The 16,198-nt window shown below is 70.9% G+C and carries 14 protein-coding genes and 1 riboswitch; of the genes, 5 read left to right on the top strand and 9 right to left on the bottom strand.

The features are described 5' to 3' along the window. Position 1 precedes the first annotated feature (1 nt). The 8 genes from ACIRPK_RS31230 to ACIRPK_RS31265 all read right to left on the bottom strand — a co-directional run bounded on the left by ACIRPK_RS31230 (position 2) and on the right by ACIRPK_RS31265 (position 9,725). The gene (locus ACIRPK_RS31230) at positions 2-865 is read right to left on the bottom strand and encodes a class I SAM-dependent methyltransferase (RefSeq protein ID WP_403044688.1); all 864 of its coding nucleotides are present in this window, start codon (positions 863-865) and stop codon (positions 2-4) included. A 586-nt stretch (positions 866-1,451) separates the two neighbouring features. Next, complete coding sequence (locus ACIRPK_RS31235; protein WP_403044690.1) at positions 1,452-2,483, bottom strand: ABC transporter ATP-binding protein; 1,032 nt, start codon at positions 2,481-2,483, stop codon at positions 1,452-1,454. Between the two features lie 29 nt (positions 2,484-2,512). Further along, positions 2,513-3,592 carry an ABC transporter ATP-binding protein gene (locus ACIRPK_RS31240; protein ID WP_403044693.1) on the bottom strand — a complete coding sequence of 360 codons (1,080 nt, stop codon included), beginning with the start codon at positions 3,590-3,592 and terminating at the stop codon, positions 2,513-2,515. Next, positions 3,589-4,587, bottom strand: a complete 999-nt coding sequence (locus ACIRPK_RS31245; protein WP_403044695.1) for an ABC transporter permease — start codon at positions 4,585-4,587, stop codon at positions 3,589-3,591. Before ACIRPK_RS31245 ends, ACIRPK_RS31240 begins: the two co-directional genes overlap by 4 nt. A gap of 121 nt (positions 4,588-4,708) precedes the next feature. Further along, positions 4,709-6,481 carry an ABC transporter substrate-binding protein gene (locus tag ACIRPK_RS31250; RefSeq protein WP_403044698.1) on the bottom strand — a complete coding sequence of 591 codons (1,773 nt, stop codon included), beginning with the start codon at positions 6,479-6,481 and terminating at the stop codon, positions 4,709-4,711. Positions 6,482-6,627: 146 nt separating this feature from the next. After that, positions 6,628-7,608, bottom strand: coding sequence for an ABC transporter permease (locus ACIRPK_RS31255; protein ID WP_403044700.1), 981 nt, complete (start codon positions 7,606-7,608; stop codon positions 6,628-6,630). A 419-nt stretch (positions 7,609-8,027) separates the two neighbouring features. After that, positions 8,028-8,795: an enhanced serine sensitivity protein SseB C-terminal domain-containing protein gene (locus ACIRPK_RS31260; protein WP_403044703.1), complete on the bottom strand. Its 768-nt coding sequence runs from the start codon at positions 8,793-8,795 to the stop codon at positions 8,028-8,030. Positions 8,796-8,909: 114 nt separating this feature from the next. Next, positions 8,910-9,725, bottom strand: coding sequence for an enhanced serine sensitivity protein SseB (locus ACIRPK_RS31265; protein ID WP_403044706.1), 816 nt, complete (start codon positions 9,723-9,725; stop codon positions 8,910-8,912). A gap of 121 nt (positions 9,726-9,846) precedes the next feature. After that, a riboswitch (glycine riboswitch) is annotated at positions 9,847-9,949 on the top strand. Positions 9,950-10,100: 151 nt separating this feature from the next. Here ACIRPK_RS31265 and gcvT point away from each other — a divergent pair. From gcvT to ACIRPK_RS31285, 4 genes are all read left to right on the top strand, one after another. Next, positions 10,101-11,219, top strand: coding sequence for a glycine cleavage system aminomethyltransferase GcvT (gene gcvT / locus ACIRPK_RS31270; protein ID WP_403044708.1), 1,119 nt, complete (start codon positions 10,101-10,103; stop codon positions 11,217-11,219). Positions 11,220-11,313: 94 nt separating this feature from the next. After that, entirely contained in the window at positions 11,314-11,688 is a 375-nt protein-coding gene (gene gcvH / locus ACIRPK_RS31275) for a glycine cleavage system protein GcvH (RefSeq protein WP_403044711.1), read from the top strand. A gap of 140 nt (positions 11,689-11,828) precedes the next feature. Further along, positions 11,829-13,094, top strand: coding sequence for a serine hydroxymethyltransferase (gene glyA, locus ACIRPK_RS31280; protein WP_403044713.1), 1,266 nt, complete (start codon positions 11,829-11,831; stop codon positions 13,092-13,094). 167 nt (positions 13,095-13,261) lie between these two features. Continuing rightward, on the top strand, positions 13,262-14,629 hold the full coding sequence (locus ACIRPK_RS31285; RefSeq protein WP_403044716.1) for an L-serine ammonia-lyase: 1,368 nt from the start codon (positions 13,262-13,264) through the stop codon (positions 14,627-14,629). Positions 14,630-14,702: 73 nt separating this feature from the next. Here the strand turns inward: ACIRPK_RS31285 and ACIRPK_RS31290 are convergent, their stop codons facing one another. Continuing rightward, positions 14,703-15,233: an NADPH-dependent FMN reductase gene (locus tag ACIRPK_RS31290; RefSeq protein ID WP_403044719.1), complete on the bottom strand. Its 531-nt coding sequence runs from the start codon at positions 15,231-15,233 to the stop codon at positions 14,703-14,705. An 88-nt stretch (positions 15,234-15,321) separates the two neighbouring features. On the opposite strand from ACIRPK_RS31290, the gene ACIRPK_RS31295 reads away from it, so the two are divergent. Further along, positions 15,322-16,194 carry an MBL fold metallo-hydrolase gene (locus ACIRPK_RS31295; protein ID WP_403044721.1) on the top strand — a complete coding sequence of 291 codons (873 nt, stop codon included), beginning with the start codon at positions 15,322-15,324 and terminating at the stop codon, positions 16,192-16,194. Positions 16,195-16,198 lie beyond the last annotated feature (4 nt).

Consider the following 16,198-nt stretch of genomic DNA (forward strand, 5'->3'; position numbering starts at 1 on the left):
GTCAATTCTTACCCCGCCGGTCACCCGTACGAGTACCAGCCGCCCCGGTAGGGGCCGCCGGGCCCACCGCCCGGCCCACCGCGAGCAGGGCGGCCACCGGCAGCGCGACCGTCCCGTCCGGCTCGGCCCAGCGGGCCGTCAGCGCGTCGTAGCGGGCCCTGATCCGCCGTACCGTGGCCGGGTCCTGACCCTCGATCAGCGAGGAGGTGAGCACCGTGCCGGTCAGCACCGCCCGCCACCAGTGGTCCGGCCCGACCCGGTGGGTCCAGCCGACCCGGTGCACCTCGACCTCGGCCAGCCCGCCGGTCCGCAGCAGTCCGGCGAACCGCTCGGGGGTCGCGTACGGCCCGAACGGCGCCCGGTCCGGCAGCCCGGCCGGGCGGCTCGCGCCGGTCTCGGCGACCGCCTGGAAGAAGACCCCCTGGGCCTGGTTGACCGTCAGCTCGTCCCAGCAGGAGAGCACCACCCGGCCGCCCGGCCCGACCACCCGGGCCAGGTCCCGCACCGCCGCCACCGGATCCGGCACGTGGTTGATCACGAACGCCCCGACCGCACAGTCGAACTCGTCCGCCCCGAACGGCAGCCCCGGCAACTCGGCCCGCACCACCTCCGGCAGCACCCGCCCCGCCTCGGCCACCATCTCCGGCACCGCATCGGTGGCCACCACCTCGGCCCCGAGCCCGACCGCCGCCAACCCCAACCGGCCCGTCCCGCACCCGACCTCGAGCACCCGGACGCCCTGCGCCACCCCGGCCTCGGCCAGCAACCGCCCGTGCAGCCCGGCCGTCATCGCACCGAAACCACCGTCGTACGTACCACTCCGCCGCGCCCACCCACTGCGCTCGAACTCCGCAAACTCCACCACGTGCCGTCCCTCGATCGACCGTCACCGGCCGTGCCGAGCCACAGCTTCGCAGATGCTCAGCTTTTGGCAGGCGTCTACAGCAGGGGCTCGGGGCCGTGGGGCTCCGCCGCGTGGGCGACGCCGGCTTCTGGGCACGTGGTGCACCACCAGGGGCTCGGGGCTGTGCTGTTGTGCGGCTCCGCCGCGTGGGCGACGCCGGCTTCTGGGCACGTGGTGCACCACCAAGGGCTCGGGGCTGTGCTGTTGTGCGGCTCCGCCGCGTGGCCGACGCCGGCCTTTGGGCACGTGGTGCACCACCAGGGGCTCGGGGAACTGCGACGCCGACCTCGTTCAAGGTGATCGTCACGTAGGTGGTCAGGCACTTTCGCAGTGACCCGCACGCCAGATCTCCTCGCAGTTCCCCGAGCCCCTGGGTAGTCGACCGCTGAGCGCCTGCCAAAAGTGCAGCCCCGAGCCCCTGGGTAGTCGACCGTTGAGCGCCTGCCTATAGCGCAGCCCCGAGCCCCTGGACAGGGCAACCGGACGCCCTGCCAAAGGCGCAGCCCAGAGCCCCTGGGCCGTAGACCGCTGAGCCCTCGCCCGAGAGCTAGACGGCGTTCTCCGGGAAGTGGCACGCCACCTGGTGCCCCGCCTTGGGGGCGGCTAGCGGCGGCTCCTGGCTCGCGCAGATGTCCTGCGCCTTCCAGCAGCGGGTCCGGAACCGGCAGCCGCTGGGCGGGTTGATCGGGGACGGCACGTCACCGGTGAGCCGGATCCGCTCGCGCTGCTGCCTGCGCCGGGTGTCGGGCGTCGGCACGGCCGACATCAGCGCGTTGGTGTACGGGTGCATCGGCGCCGCGTACAGCGAGTCCCGGTCGGCGATCTCCACCACCTTGCCGAGGTACATCACCGCGACCCGGTCGGAGACGTGCCGGACCACCGAGAGGTCGTGCGCGATGATCAGGTAGGTCAGGCCGAGTTCCTTCTGCAGGTCGTCGAGCAGGTTGACCACCTGGGCCTGGATCGACACGTCGAGCGCGGAGACCGGCTCGTCGGCGACGATCATCTTCGGCTTGAGGGCGAGGGCCCGGGCGATCCCGATCCGCTGCCGCTGCCCGCCGGAGAACTCGTGCGGGTAGCGGTTGTAGTGCTCCGGGCTGAGCCCGCAGAGCTCCAGCAGGTCCTGGACGGCGCGCTTGGTGCCGTGCTCGGTGGCGACCTTCTGCAGCTTGAACGGCGCGCCGACGATGGTGCCGACGGTGTGCCGGGGGTTCAGCGAGGAGTACGGGTCCTGGAAGATCATCTGGATGTCCCGGCGGAGCGGCCGCATGGCTGCCACGCCGAGGTGGGTGATGTCCCGGCCCTCGAACTCGACCTTGCCGGCGGTGGGTTCGTCCAGCCGGGTGACCAGCCGGCCCATCGTCGACTTGCCGCAGCCGGACTCGCCCACCACGCCGAGCGTCTCGCCCGGCAGGACCTCGAAGTCGATCCCGTCCACCGCCCGGACCGCGCCGGTCTGACGGCCGAACAGTCCCTTGGTGATCGGGAAGTGCCGGGTCAGCCCGGAGACCCGGAGCAGCGGCTCACGGTCGGAGGCCGGTGCGGCCGAAGGAATCGTCGCCGTCTGACTGTCCGTCATGGGGTCTTCTCCTGAGGGGTGGTACGTGCTCACAGCCGGGGCGCGATCTCATCGGTGAAGATCCGGTGGCGCTCGGCGATCGGCAGGTGACAGGCGGCGTGGTGCCCGGGAGTCGCCTCGGCCAGCGCCGGGACGTCCGTGTCGGACCGGCCGCCGGTGAGCGAGGCGTACGGGCAGCGCGGGTGGAAGGCGCAGCCGGACGGCACGTTGATCAGGCTGGGCGGTGTGCCCTTGACCGGGATCAGCCGCTCCTGGAGCGGCCGGTCCAGGCGCGGCATCGAACCCAGCAGTCCCCAGGTGTAGGGGTGTTCGGGAGCCTCGAAGAGGGTATCGGCCGGGCCGCGCTCGATGCACTTGCCGCCGTACATCACCAGGATGTCGTCGGCCAGCTCGGCCACCACGCCCAGGTCGTGGGTGATGATGATGACCGCGGAGCCGAACTCCTGCTGGAGATCCCGGATCAGGTCCAGGATCTGCGCCTGGACGGTGACGTCCAGTGCGGTGGTGGGCTCGTCGGCGATCAGCAGTGACGGGTCGTTGACCAGCGCCATCGCGATCATCGCGCGCTGCCGCATGCCGCCGGAGAACTCGTGCGGGTAGGAGTCCACCCGCTTGTCCGGCTGCGGGATGCCGACGCGGTCGAGCATCTCGATCGCCCGGGTCCGGGCCTCCTTCTTGGAGGCGCCGGGGTGGTGCGCCCGGTAGCCCTCGACGATCTGCGCGCCGACCGAGTAGTACGGGTGCATCGCGGTCAGCGGGTCCTGGAAGATCATCGCCATCTTCTGGCCCCGCAGCTGCCGCACCCGCTCCGGATCGGCGCCGATCAGCTCCTCGCCGTCCAGCCAGACCTCACCGGAGATCTTGGGCGCACCGCGCTTGGTGCCGGTGCGGTGCAGACCCATGATCGACAGGGAGGTGACGGACTTCCCGGAGCCGGACTCGCCGACGATGCCGAGCGTCTTGCCCTTCTCCAGGCTGAAGTTGAGCCCGTCGACGGACTTGACCAGGCCGTCGTCGGTGGGGAAGTGCACCCGCAGGTCGCGGACGGTGAGGAAGCTCTCCGGAGCCGCGCCACGCTGACCGGGGACGATGGTGGTGTTCTTGCTCATGTCAGCCTCACCCGGGGGTCGACCACGGCGTACATCACGTCAACCAGGAGGTTCGCCAGGATGATGAAGAAGCCGGCGAACAGGGTCACACCCATGATCACCGGAAGGTCGCTGGAAGCGATCGAGGCGACCGCCTCGTGTCCGAGCCCCTTGAAGTTGAAGGTGGTCTCGGTGAGCACCGCGCCACCGATCAGACCGCCGAGGTCCATGCCGAACACGGTGAGGATCGGGGTCAGGGTGGAGCGCATGGCGTGCTTGCCGATCACCTTGCGCTCGCTCAGGCCCTTGGCCCGCGCGGTCCGGATGTAGTCCTCGCCGAGCACGTCCAGCAGGGTGGCCCGGGTGAGCCGGGCGTACGTCGCGGCGTACAGGAAGGCCAGGGTGATCCAGGGCAGCACCAGGTTCTGCGCCCAGGCGACCGGGTCGGTGCCCAACTCGACGTAGTCGTGCGGGAACCAGCCGAGCTGGAAGACGAAGATCGCGCTGGCCAGCATGCCGGTGAAGTAGATCGGCAGCGAGACCCCGGCCAGGGCGGTGGTCATGGTGATCCGGTCCAGCAGGGTGCGGCGCTTGAGCGCCGAGACCACGCCGGTCGCGGTACCGAAGACCAGCCAGAGCACCGAGGCACCGGCGGCGAGCGAGGCGGTGACCCCGAGCCGGTCCAGCAGCAGCGGCCAGACCTCCTGCTCGGTCTTGAAGGAGTACCCGAAGCACGGCGCGGCACAGTGGTTGACCGACACGCCGGTGCTGTAGTCGCGCCCGATGAGCAGGCCCTTCAGGAACAGGTAGAACTGCTCGATGATCGGCTTGTCGAGGCCCATCTTGTGCCGGGCACCCTCGACCGCGACCTTGTCGGCGATCTTGCCGACGTAGAGCAGCGCCGGGTCGGTACCGGTGAGCTTCGGCACCATGAAGAAGATGCCGAAGGTGACCGCGGAGACCACCAGCAGCATGGCGACGACATTGACGAGCCGTCGGATGAAATACACGAGCATTGCGGTCGACCCCGCCGGGCGCCGGCCGGACCCCCTGTAGGGGTTCCGACCGGCGCCGGCGGAGCCTTCACCTGCCCTTCGGACTAGCTGAGCGAACTACGGAAGCGGGAACAGGGCTGGGTCACTTGCCGTCGGAGACACCCAGGGCCTGGAAGTCCACCTCGCCGAAGGCGTCGTTGATGAAGACGTTGGTCAGACGCGGGTTGCGGTAGTTCAGCGCCTTGTCGGCGACGACCGGCAGCCAGACCGCGGTGTCCACGACCTTGTGGTTGATCTTCTTGTAGATCTCGGCGGCCTTCGCCGGGTCCTTCTCGGCCGCGGCCTGGTCGAACCAGGCGTTGACCTCCGGGTCGTTGGTCTCCGGGTAGTTGCTGTTACCGGTCTTGGTGATGAACCGGCCGTCCATCAGCGGCTGCATGTAGCCGGCGCCGTCGGGGTAGTCCGCACCCCAGCCGGCCACGAGCAGGCCGTAGCCCTTGGTGTGGACGGTGTCGGGCGAACCCGCGACCGAGGCCAGCAGCTTGCCGTCGTACTGCTCGACGTTGACCGTGACGTTGATGGCCTTCAGGGCGGTCTGCAGCGCGACGGCCGTGTTGACCTCCTTGGCCTTGTTGCCACGGACGGCGATGGTGGTGGTGAAGCCGTCCGGCTTGTTGCACTCCTTGAGCTCGGCCTTGGCCTTCTCGAGGTCCGGCTTGCCCTTGGTCAGGCCGAACGGGTCGTAGTCGTCCGAGCCGAGGATGTTCGGGGGCAGCATCGAGCCGAACAGCGAACCGGCCGAGTTGCCGCCACGGGCGGTCTGCAGCGCGGTGGTGTCCGCCGCGTACAGCACGGCCTTGCGGCAGTGGATGTTGTCGAACGGCGCGACCGCCGGGACCAGCGAGATGAAGCGGATGAAGCCGTTGTACGGGTTGTCCGTGTTGGCCTTCAGCGCCGGGTCGGTGAGGACCTTGGCCTGGGCGGCCTGCGAGAGACCGGTCTGGGCCCAGTCGAGGTCGGCGGTGCCGTCCAGCTGGCGGGCGTCCATGTCGTCGGCGTTGGTGGTGATCGTCAGCTTGACGACGTCCGGCAGCGCCTTGCGGAACGAGTCGGTGGCCGGGTCCCAGTTCTCGTTGCGGACCAGCTCGTAACCCTTGCCCGGCTCGGCGGACTTGAACTTGTACGGGCCCGAGGAGACCGGCTTGTCACCGTACTTGGCACCGGTGTCCAGCTTCTGCGGCACCGGCGAGGCGGAGCCCATCGCCAGCAGGTACGGGAAGGAGGAGTCCGGCTTGGCCAGGTGGAAGATGATCGTGGTGTCGTCCGGGGTCTCCACCGTCTTCAGACCCAGCTTGTTCGGGTCCGTGTCGGTGTAGGGGCCCTTGTAGTCCTGGCCCTGGTCCAGCGAGTTGATCAGGTAGGTCGGACCACCCGCGACGACGTCCTGCGCGAAGATGCGCTCGATGCCGTACTTGATGTCCTTGGTGGTGATCGGCGAGCCGTCCTCGAACTTCAGGCCGCTCTTCAGCTTGAAGGTGTAGGTCTTGCCGTCGGCGGCGATCTCCGGCTGCGCGGCGGCGAGGTCCGGAACGAGCTTCAGGCCCTCCTTGCCCGGCTTGCCGTCGAAGGCCAGCAGCGTACGGGCGTAGAAGCGCTCGTAGTTCCACACCGAGGCGTAGTAGGCACGGCCCGGGTCCAGGGAGTCGACGTCCGTGCTGGACCACAGGTTGAGCGTGCCGCCCTTCTTGTCGGAGGGGTTGTGCACCTTGTCGACGGCGGCGTTGAAGCCACCCTTCGAGGCGGAGTTGCTGGCGCCGTCGCCGGCGCCGCCGCCCTTCGAGCCGCCGCAGGCGGAGACGGTGAGGGCCAGCGTGGCCACCAGGGCGGCGGCGGCGAGCGTCCTGTTACGCGTCATGGGTACGGATCCTCCTGATGATGTGCGGGCCTGAGCGGTCCGCCGGGGGGTTCTGGTCCCCCAAGTGGGTGGCCGCAGGGTGGACCGGCCGTCGATGGGGGTCGGACGGCCATGCGGGATCGAGCAGTTGGAACTCGCCTCGGGGCTCAGTTGCCCTTGGGGTCGAGCGCGTCACGCAGGCCGTCGCCGAACAGGTTGAAGGCGAGGACGGTGACGAAGATCGCCAGGCCGGGGACCACCATGTAGGTCGGGTCGACCTGGTAGATCCTGGTGGCCTCGGAGAGCATCTGGCCCCACGAGGGGGTCGGCGGCTTGACGCCCGCGCCCAGGAAACTCAGTGCGGCTTCGCTGAGGATGTTGGTCGGGATGATCAGGGTCGCGTAGACCAGGATCGGTGCCACCAGGTTGGGCAGCAGCTCCCGGAGCAGGATGTGCACCCGGCCGGCCCCGAGGCTGCGGGCCGCGTCGACGAACTCCCGTTCGCGCAGCGACAGCGCCTGGCCTCTGACGATGCGTCCGATGTAGGGCCAGCCGAAGAAGCCGATCACCAGCACCAGGATCGCCATCCGGACCCCGCTGCCCTCGAGCCCCAGCAGGGAGTTGGGCATCACCGAGACCAGCGCGATGCTGAACAGCAGCTGCGGGAAGGCGAGCAGGACGTCCATCACCCGGCTGATCGCGGCATCGACCCAGCCGCCGAAGTACCCGGCCGTGACGCCCATCAGCACGCCGATGACCACCGAGACGGCGGCCGCGAGCAGCGCCACGGTCAGCGAGATGCGCGCGCCGTAGACGATCCGGCTGAACACGTCGCGACCGAAGGTCGGGTCCACGCCGAACAGGAAGTCGCCACTCATACCGCCGAACGGGCCCTTGGGCAGGCCGAGGTCGGGGTTGATCTGGTCCGGGTGCGGCTCGTCGACCGGGTGACCGAGCAGTGCGGTGAGCACCGGCGCGAAGACCGCGGCCAGGATCAGCAGCAGCACCACGACGCCACCGGCCAGCGCGACCTTGTCGCGCCTGAGCCGGTCCCAGGCGATCCGGCCCGGCGAACGGCCCTCGATCCGCTTGGCCGGTAGCGCAGTTGGCGGCGGAGCTTCGGTGGTGCTCTCAGTGGAAGTGCTCATGTCTCAGTTCGTTCCCCTCGCCGACGGTGGCCGGCCCACGGTCCGGGCGCGCTCGGACGACGGGCCCGGTGGGGCCCGGGCCCGAGGCTGGTCCGGTTTCGCGTACTGGTGCGGTGGTGGTGCTGGTGCGTCGGTGCGGTGCTGCCGGCCGCAGATGCGGCGGTGTACGAAGAATGCTGAAAAGCAAGGGATTTGCAGGACCGGGTCGGCCGAACCCTTGAACCGCGTTGGGCAGACTCTCTGGCATCCGGGTTGCGCTACGCCAGACCTGACAACCGAAGGATGCCCAACTGTGATCTGTCCGCATGCACTTGTGATCTTGCCGAATAACGCTCTTCACACAGCTGTTACATGCCTGTCAAGATGCGTGCGGAGGAACAACCGGGACGTACCCCAACGACCGGCCCGGAGCAGGGACTTCACTGCCAGGGTTGATGCGGCCAATACCCCTGGACCGGGTGGGGGCGGGCCTCCCGGTCGAAGAACGGCCGGGCGAAGGCGCGCATCCACAGCGCCACCGGGTCCCAGTCGTCGGCCAGCACCACGGTGGAGACCGGCAGGCCGGCCGGGGTCTGCGGCACCGCGCGCTGCACCAGCGCCCTCGCCGCCTCGACGGCGGGCGGCGAGGTGTCGTACAGGTCGAGACCGATCGCCAGGTAGGGCTCGCCCAGGGCAGGCCGCACCCAGGCCTGCCGGAGCGCCCTGACCGGGCGCACCTCGGCCGCCTCGCGCTGCAGCTGGGCGTAGAACAGCGGTGCCTGCACCACCGGCTCGGTCAGCTGGAGCGGGCCGGCCGGCAGCCGCTCCAGACCGGCGGCGACCCGCCGCAGGTCGGCCCAGGGCACCCCGACCCCGCCACCGGGCACGTGCGGGTTGAGCCACAGGCCCCAGCGGGTCCGGTACAGCGCGTTGGCGATCTCCGGGCCGGAGATCACCTCGTGACTGCGGGCCCAGCCGCTCGCGGCCAGCTGCTCGGGCGAGGTGACGGCGGGGGCGTAGCCGTGCCCGCCGAGCTCCATGTTTCCGTACTGGGCGTCCGGGCTCCCCGGGGTGCCGTGCCACAGCAGCATCCAGACCCGGCCCTCGGCCAGCGCGTACAACAGCCGCTCGTAGGCGTCGAAACGGTCGGGTGCGACCTCGCCGAGGGCGCGCTCGATCGCGCCGTCTGCCGCCGCTCCCGCGCTCATGCCTCGCTCCGCCCGTTTCCGCCCGTCCCGCCTGGGCTCCGAGCGAAGCCTATTGGCCCGCCCCGACAGCCGTCATACCGCCGCCCCGTACCGGTGGGTCGCCGCCCGGCCCGGTCAGGCTCGGCCCGGGACCGCCCCGGACCTGACGTAGAAGGGACGTACCCGGGTGAGCATCCACTCCACCACCGGATCGGCCACCAGATCCAGCAGCACCAGGTGGACGCCCCACGGCGGCGGGGTGGTTCCGAGCGCCCGGCCGAGTGCCTCGTTCACCTGACCCGGATCGGCCGGCCAGCCGGCGTCCAGCTGCACCCCGATGAACAGCACCGGCGCGTCCCGCTCCACCCCGGCCAGCGCCCGACGGGCCGTCAGCACCCCGGGCAGCTCGGCGAGTTCGGTGATCGCCGCACCCAGGAAGGCGTACGGCTCCTCGGCCGGCTCGGGCTCCCGGAGCGCCACCCTGGCCCCGTCCGGCTGCTGTTCCCAGCGCTCGCCCTGCGGGCCCCGGCGCAGCTCGCCGACCCCCTCCGGCGGCACCGGGATGCCCACCGGCGCCTCCGGGTTGACCGCGATGCCGACCCCGAGCGGCAGGCCCCGGGCGAACTCCCAGGCCGGGGCGATCGCGAACGGCAGGCCCGGGGCGTGCTGCAGGAAGGTCTCCTGCGAGGAGAACACCGGCACGTACGGCGAGCCGGCCAGTTCGATCGTGGGCAGGTCGAGACCGCTGCCCTGCGGGTCGGCGCCGGCCGGCAGCGGGATCCAGACCTGACTGCGCGCCAGCACCTCGATCACCCGGGGCGTCGCCCCCGGATCGCCGAGCGCGGCGGTCAGCACCTGCTCCAACTCGTTGACCGGCCAGCTGCCGCCGGGCGGCGCGGTGCCCGGCTCGGCCCATGCCTGCGCCCCTGTGTCGCCCGCCGGGTACCCCATCGCCGCCGCTACCGCCCCTCTAGGTCTCTGCTGCCAAGCAGCGTAGCGGTCGGGGCCCCCTCCCCCCGGGGCACCGACTCGTGCCATGATGACCCCGCTGTACAACTTCACACTGGCCGCTCGAACCCGCGCGGGAGAGTCCGGACTGCCCTCGTGGCACAGGCCGGCGCCGAAGGAGCAAGTCCTCCCCGGAATCTCTCAGGCACCCCTACCGCCCGGGCGAGGCAGATCTGGAAAGTGGACACGGCCGCGCCGTGCGCCCACCCACGGTGCAAGCCGCCATCCTTGGATGTGCGGTGAAGCTCTCAGGTTGTGACGACAGACGGGGAGACTCCACCCCTGCATGCCCGTTTGCTGCCAAGGAGTCCAGTCACCATGTCCCCTCGCCTCACCGCGCTCGACGCCCTGCACCGGTCGCTCGGCGCGACCATGACCGACTTCGCCGGCTGGGACATGCCCCTCCGCTACGGCAGCGAGCGCGAGGAGCACCTCGCCGTCCGCACCAAGGCCGGCCTGTTCGACCTCTCGCACATGGGCGAGATCACCGTGACCGGCCCGCAGGCCGGTGAGCTGCTGGACCACGCGCTGGTCGGTTTCATCTCCGCGCTCGGCGTGCTGCGGGCCCGCTACACCATGATCTGCCGCGAGGACGGCGGCATCCTGGACGACCTGATCGTCTACCGCACCGGTGAGACCGAGTACCTGGTGGTCGCCAACGCCTCGAACGCCCAGGTGGTGCTGGACGCGCTGACCGAGCGCGCGGCCGGCTTCGACGCGGTGGTCCGGGACGACCGGGACGCCTACGCGCTGATCGCGGTCCAGGGCCCGGAGGCGAACGGCATCCTGGCCTCGGTCACCGACGCCGACCTGCCCGGCCTCAAGTACTACGCACTGCTGCCCGCCACCGTCGCGGACCGCGAGGTCTGGCTGGCCCGGACCGGCTACACCGGCGAGGACGGCTTCGAGGTCTTCTGTGCCCCGGCCGACGCCGAGCACCTGTGGAACGCGCTGACCGAGGCCGGCACCCCGGTCGGCCTGGTCCCGGCCGGCCTGTCCTGCCGCGACACCCTCCGGCTGGAGGCCGGCATGCCGCTCTACGGGCACGAGCTCTCCACCGACCTGACCCCGTTCGACGCCGGTCTGGGCCGGGTGGTCCGCTTCGACAAGACCACCAACAACGGCGAGTTCGTCGGCCGCAAGGCGCTGGAGGCCGCCGCCGCGCAGGCCGAGGCCAACCCCCCGCGCAAGCTGGTCGGCCTGGTCTCCGAGGGCAAGCGCGTCCCGCGCGCCGAGTACGCCGTCGTCAGCCCGGACGGCACCCCGATCGGGCGGATCACCTCGGGTGCCCCGTCCCCCACGCTCGGCAAGCCGATCGCCATCGCGTACGTGGACGCGGCGCACGCCGCCCCCGGCACCGCGGTCGCCGTCGACGTGCGTGGCAAGCACGAGCCGGTCGAGGTCGTTGCGCTGCCGTTCTACAAGCGCGCCCGCTGAGACCCTTTCAGTTCCGCCCCTTCCGAGTTCCGGGCCCCGGTCCGCTCAGCGGACGGCTTCGCCCTACCCTCTTGCGATCCTGGAGAATGACGCCATGAGCAACCCCACGCACCTGCAGTACACCGAGGAGCACGAGTGGCTGACCGCCGCCGAGGACGGTGTCTCGACCGTGGGCATCACCGCCCACGCGGCCGACGCCCTCGGCGACATCGTCTACGTCCAGCTTCCCGAGGTCGGTGACACCGTCACCGCCGGTGAGACCTGTGGCGAGCTCGAGTCGACCAAGTCGGTCAGCGACCTGTACTCCCCCGCCACCGGCGAGATCGTCGAGATCAACCAGGCCGTCATCGACGACCCGGCCTCGGTCAACAGCGACCCGTTCGGCGACGCCTGGCTCTTCAAGGTCAAGGTCGAGGCGACCGACAAGCTGCTCAGCGCCGACGAGTACTCCGCCTTCATCGGCGGCTGACCACCGGTTGACGGGGAGTCGGCCGCAGCGCGGCGGCCGGCCCCTCCCTGGTCCACTGCCCTTACCGCCCACCCGTCGCCCGCCGCCACCCTGCCAGGGAACGCGCTGCGCGCGGCTGTGTTGAATGGGAAGACCCTGACATGACGGTTCTCAACCAGTCCCTGCACGCGCTCGACCCCGAGATCGCCGCCGCGGTCGACGCCGAGCTGCACCGCCAGCAGACCACCCTCGAGATGATCGCCTCCGAGAACTTCGCGCCCGTCGCGGTGATGGAGGCCCAGGGCTCGGTCCTCACCAACAAGTACGCCGAGGGCTACCCCGGCAGGCGCTACTACGGCGGCTGCGAGCACGTCGACGTGGCCGAGCAGATCGCCATCGACCGGGTGAAGGAGCTGTTCGGGGCCGAGTACGCCAACGTGCAGCCGCACTCCGGCGCCTCCGCCAACCAGGCCGCGCTGTTCGCGATCGCCCAGCCCGGTGACACCATCCTGGGCCTGGACCTGGCGCACGGCGGCCACCTGACCCACGGCATGCGGCTGAACTTCTCCGGCAAGCAGTTCAACGTGGTCGCGTACCACGTCGACTCGGCCGGCCTGGTCGACATGGCCGAGGTCGAGCGCCTCGCCAAGGAGCACCGCCCCAAGGTGATCATCGCGGGCTGGTCCGCCTACCCGCGCCAGCTGGACTTCGCCGAGTTCCGCCGGATCGCCGACGAGGTCGAGGCCTACCTGTGGGTCGACATGGCCCACTTCGCGGGCCTGGTCGCCGCCGGGCTGCACCCGAACCCGGTCGAGTACGCGGACGTGGTCACCTCCACCACGCACAAGACCCTCGGCGGCCCCCGCGGCGGCATCATCCTGGCGAAGCAGGAGTTCGCCAAGAAGCTGAACTCCTCGGTCTTCCCCGGTTTCCAGGGCGGTCCGCTGGAGCACGTGATCGCGGCCAAGGCGGTCTCCTTCAAGGTCGCCGCCTCGGACGACTTCAAGGAGCGCCAGCAGCGCACCCTGGAGGGCGCGAAGCTGCTCGCCGAGCGCCTGCTCCAGGACGACGCGACCGCCGCCGGCGTCTCGGTTCTCTCCGGTGGCACCGACGTGCACCTGGTCCTGGTCGACCTGCGCAACAGCCAGCTCGACGGCCAGCAGGCCGAGGACCGGCTGCACGAGGTCGGCATCACGGTGAACCGCAACGCGGTCCCGAACGACCCGCGCCCGCCGATGGTCACCTCCGGCCTGCGGATCGGCACCCCGGCGCTGGCCACCCGCGGCTTCCGGACCGAGGACTTCCGCGAGGTCGCCGACATCATCGCCGAGGCCCTGCTGCCCAGCTACGACGAGGCCAAGGCCGAGTCGCTGAAGGCCCGGGTCACCGCGCTCGCCGTGAAGTACCCGCTCTACCCCGAGCTGTAGCCGGCTCTTCGCCGGGAGGTGTGACAGGCGACACCCGCCACACCTCCCGGCGCCCCGGGGCACCGCGCACACTGGACAGTGAGGCGGTGCCCCGTCCCATGCTCAGCGCGAGTCCGTCCCCAAGACGGGCCGTCACCCTCCACGAGACCAGACAAGGACGTCACCCCGTGGCCATCAGCGTCTTCGACCTCTTCTCCATCGGCATCGGCCCCTCCAGCTCGCACACCGTCGGCCCGATGCGCGCCGCCCGGATGTTCGCCCGCCGCCTGAAGTCCGAGAGCGTGCTGGCCCAGACGGTCGGCATCCGGGCCGAGCTGTTCGGCTCGCTCGGCGCCACCGGCCACGGCCACGGCACCCCGAAGGCCGTCCTGCTCGGTCTGGAGGGCAACTCCCCCCGCACCGTCGACGTCGACCAGGCCGACGTGGACGTGGAGCGGATCAGGGCGGAGAAGCGGCTGCACCTGCTCGGGGTGCAGGACATCGCCTTCGACCCCGACACCCAGCTCATCCTGCACCGCCGCAAGTCGCTGCCGTACCACGCCAACGGCATGACGCTCTGGGCCTTCGACGCCGACGGCGCCGAGCTGCTGTCGAAGACCTACTACTCCGTCGGCGGCGGCTTCGTGGTCGACGAGGACGCGATCGGCGCCGACCGGGTGGTGCCCGACGACACCGCGCTGCGCTACCCGTTCCGGACCGGCGAGGAGCTGCTCCGGCTCACCCGGGAGACCGGCCTGTCCATCTCCGGCCTGATGCTGGAGAACGAGAAGGCCTGGCGCAGCGAGGCCGAGATCCGGACCGGGCTGCTGGAGATCTGGCAGGTCATGCAGGAGTGCGTGACGGCCGGCATGAGCCGCGAGGGCATCCTGCCGGGCGGCCTGAAGGTCCGTCGCCGGGCCGCCTCCGGCGCCCGCGCGATGCGGGCCGAGGGCATCAGCCCGGCCAACGCGATGGAGTGGGTGACCCTCTACGCGATGGCCGTCAACGAGGAGAACGCCTCCGGCCGGCGGGTGGTCACCGCCCCGACCAACGGCGCGGCCGGGATCATCCCCGCCGTCCTGCACTACTTCACCAACTTCATCCCCGGCGCCGACGACGACGGCATCGTCCGCTTCCTGCTCGCCGCCGGGGCGATCGGCATGCTCTTCAAGGAGAACGCCTCCATCTCCGGCGCCGAGGTCGGCTGCCAGGGCGAGGTCGGCTCGGCCTGCTCGATGGCGGCCGGCGGCCTCGCCGAGGTCCTCGGCGGCAGCCCCGAGCAGGTGGAGAACGCCGCCGAGATCGGCATCGAGCACAACCTCGGCCTGACCTGCGACCCGGTCGGCGGCCTGGTCCAGATCCCCTGCATCGAGCGCAACGGCATGGCCTCCGTGAAGGCCGTCACCGCCGCCCGGATGGCGCTGCGCGGCGACGGGCGGCACCACGTCTCGCTCGACAAGGCGATCAAGACCATGAAGGAGACCGGCGCCGACATGAAGGTCAAGTACAAGGAGACCTCGCGCGGCGGCCTCGCGGTCAACGTCATCGAGTGCTGAGCCCGCGACCCGGGCCGGCCGAACGGGCTCCCCGGGCACCCAGCGGTCGACGTCAGCGAGTGCTGACGGCGGCTCAGGCCGCCAGCAGGGCGCGGACCACCTCGGCGATCCGGTCGCGGGCGGCCGGGTCGGTGATCAGGCCGTCGGCACCGCGGGCGTCCGGCGGGACGGGGATGGTGGCGCAGGCCGGTTCGGCGACGGCCGCGCCGGTGTAGCCGAGCACCGAGGCGAGGGTGGCGGCGGCGCCGGTGCCCCGGCCGGGGGCGGCGGCGGTGATCCAGGCGGCGGGCTTGTCGCTGATCTCGACGCCGCCCACCGTCCAGTCCAGCAGGTTCTTGAACGAGCCCGGCAGGGTGCCGGCGTACTCGGGTGCGGAGATCAGCAGGGCGTCGGCCGCCGCGATCAGAGCCCGCAGTTCCGCCACCGCAGCCGGCAGCGGGTCGGTGTCGTGGTCCGGGTTGAAGTGCGGCAGCTCGGCCAGCCCCTGGTAGAACGTGGTGGTCACGCCCTCGGGGGCCAGTGCGGCGGCGGTCCGCAGCACCGCCTCGTTGGAGGACCCGGACCGCAGGCTTCCGCTCAGCAACAGCACATGGCGCGTCGTCATGCGGACACGCTACCGGCCAGTCCCTGCCCGGCAGTTGGCGCTCGCTAAAGCAGAGGCCGACGCCGGGCCCGGCTTGGTAGGTTGCCACATGATCTCCGACACCGCCGCCATCGACTTCGCGCCGATCGCCCCGCTGCCGATCGACGTGCGCTGGATCCACGGTTCCGTCTCGGCGAAGCACAACACCGACCCCGACATCCAGGTGCACCACTACGACGAACACACCGTGATCCTGCGGCAGAACATGGCGGTCAACCACGAGGCGCCGTTCCTGTTCCTGCTGTTCGGCAACGAGCGCGCGGTGCTGATCGACACCGGGGCGACCGCCGAGGCCGAGTACTTCCCGCTCCGCCGGGTGGTCGACGAGCTGGTCGGGCAGTGGCTGGCGAAGCACCCGCGCCCCGGCTACGGGCTGGTGGTCCTGCACACCCACGGCCACGGCGACCACGTCGCGGGTGACGCCCAGTTCGCCGACCGGCCGGACACCGTGCTGGTGGACCGGGCCCTCGACACCGTCCGGGAGTTCCTCGGCCTCGGCCCGGACCTGGACGTCCCGGCCGAGCTCGACCTGGGCGGGCGGGTGCTGGACTGCCTCGGCAGCCCCGGCCACCACGCGGCCGCGGTCAGCTACTACGACCGGTACACCGGACTGCTGCTCACCGGCGACACGGTCTACCCGGGGCGGCTCTACATCGCCGACTGGGACGCGTACGTCGCCACCGTCGACCGGCTGATCGCCTTCGCCGACACCCACCCGGTCGGCCACGTGCTCGGCTGCCACATCGAGATGACCGACCAGCCGGGCGTGGACTACCCGTTCCAGGCCGTCCACCAGCCCGCCGAACCACCACTGGAGATGACGACCGGTCAGCTCCGGGAGATCCGGGCCGCGCTCGACCAGGTGGCCGCCCGCCCGGGGCAGCACCCGTTCGACGACTTCGTCGTCCACTACAACGGCTGACGCG

This window comes from Kitasatospora sp. NPDC101801 (assembly GCF_044766665.1).
Taxonomy (GTDB): Bacteria; Actinomycetota; Actinomycetes; order Streptomycetales; family Streptomycetaceae; genus Kitasatospora.

Bases quoted from the DNA above. Each gene is read 5' to 3' on its own strand.
- ACIRPK_RS31235 (WP_403044690.1), bottom strand. From the start codon at position 2,483: ATGACGGACAGTCAGACGGCGACGATTCCTTCGGCCGCACCGGCCTCC.
- ACIRPK_RS31240 (WP_403044693.1), bottom strand. From the start codon at position 3,592: ATGAGCAAGAACACCACCATCGTCCCCGGTCAGCGTGGCGCGGCTCCG.
- ACIRPK_RS31245 (WP_403044695.1), bottom strand. From the start codon at position 4,587: ATGCTCGTGTATTTCATCCGACGGCTCGTCAATGTCGTCGCCATGCTG.
- ACIRPK_RS31250 (WP_403044698.1), bottom strand. From the start codon at position 6,481: ATGACGCGTAACAGGACGCTCGCCGCCGCCGCCCTGGTGGCCACGCTG.
- ACIRPK_RS31255 (WP_403044700.1), bottom strand. From the start codon at position 7,608: ATGAGCACTTCCACTGAGAGCACCACCGAAGCTCCGCCGCCAACTGCG.
- ACIRPK_RS31260 (WP_403044703.1), bottom strand. From the start codon at position 8,795: ATGAGCGCGGGAGCGGCGGCAGACGGCGCGATCGAGCGCGCCCTCGGC.
- ACIRPK_RS31265 (WP_403044706.1), bottom strand. From the start codon at position 9,725: ATGGGGTACCCGGCGGGCGACACAGGGGCGCAGGCATGGGCCGAGCCG.
- gcvT (WP_403044708.1), top strand. From the start codon at position 10,101: ATGTCCCCTCGCCTCACCGCGCTCGACGCCCTGCACCGGTCGCTCGGC.
- gcvH (WP_403044711.1), top strand. From the start codon at position 11,314: ATGAGCAACCCCACGCACCTGCAGTACACCGAGGAGCACGAGTGGCTG.
- glyA (WP_403044713.1), top strand. From the start codon at position 11,829: ATGACGGTTCTCAACCAGTCCCTGCACGCGCTCGACCCCGAGATCGCC.
- ACIRPK_RS31290 (WP_403044719.1), bottom strand. From the start codon at position 15,233: ATGACGACGCGCCATGTGCTGTTGCTGAGCGGAAGCCTGCGGTCCGGG.
- ACIRPK_RS31295 (WP_403044721.1), top strand. From the start codon at position 15,322: ATGATCTCCGACACCGCCGCCATCGACTTCGCGCCGATCGCCCCGCTG.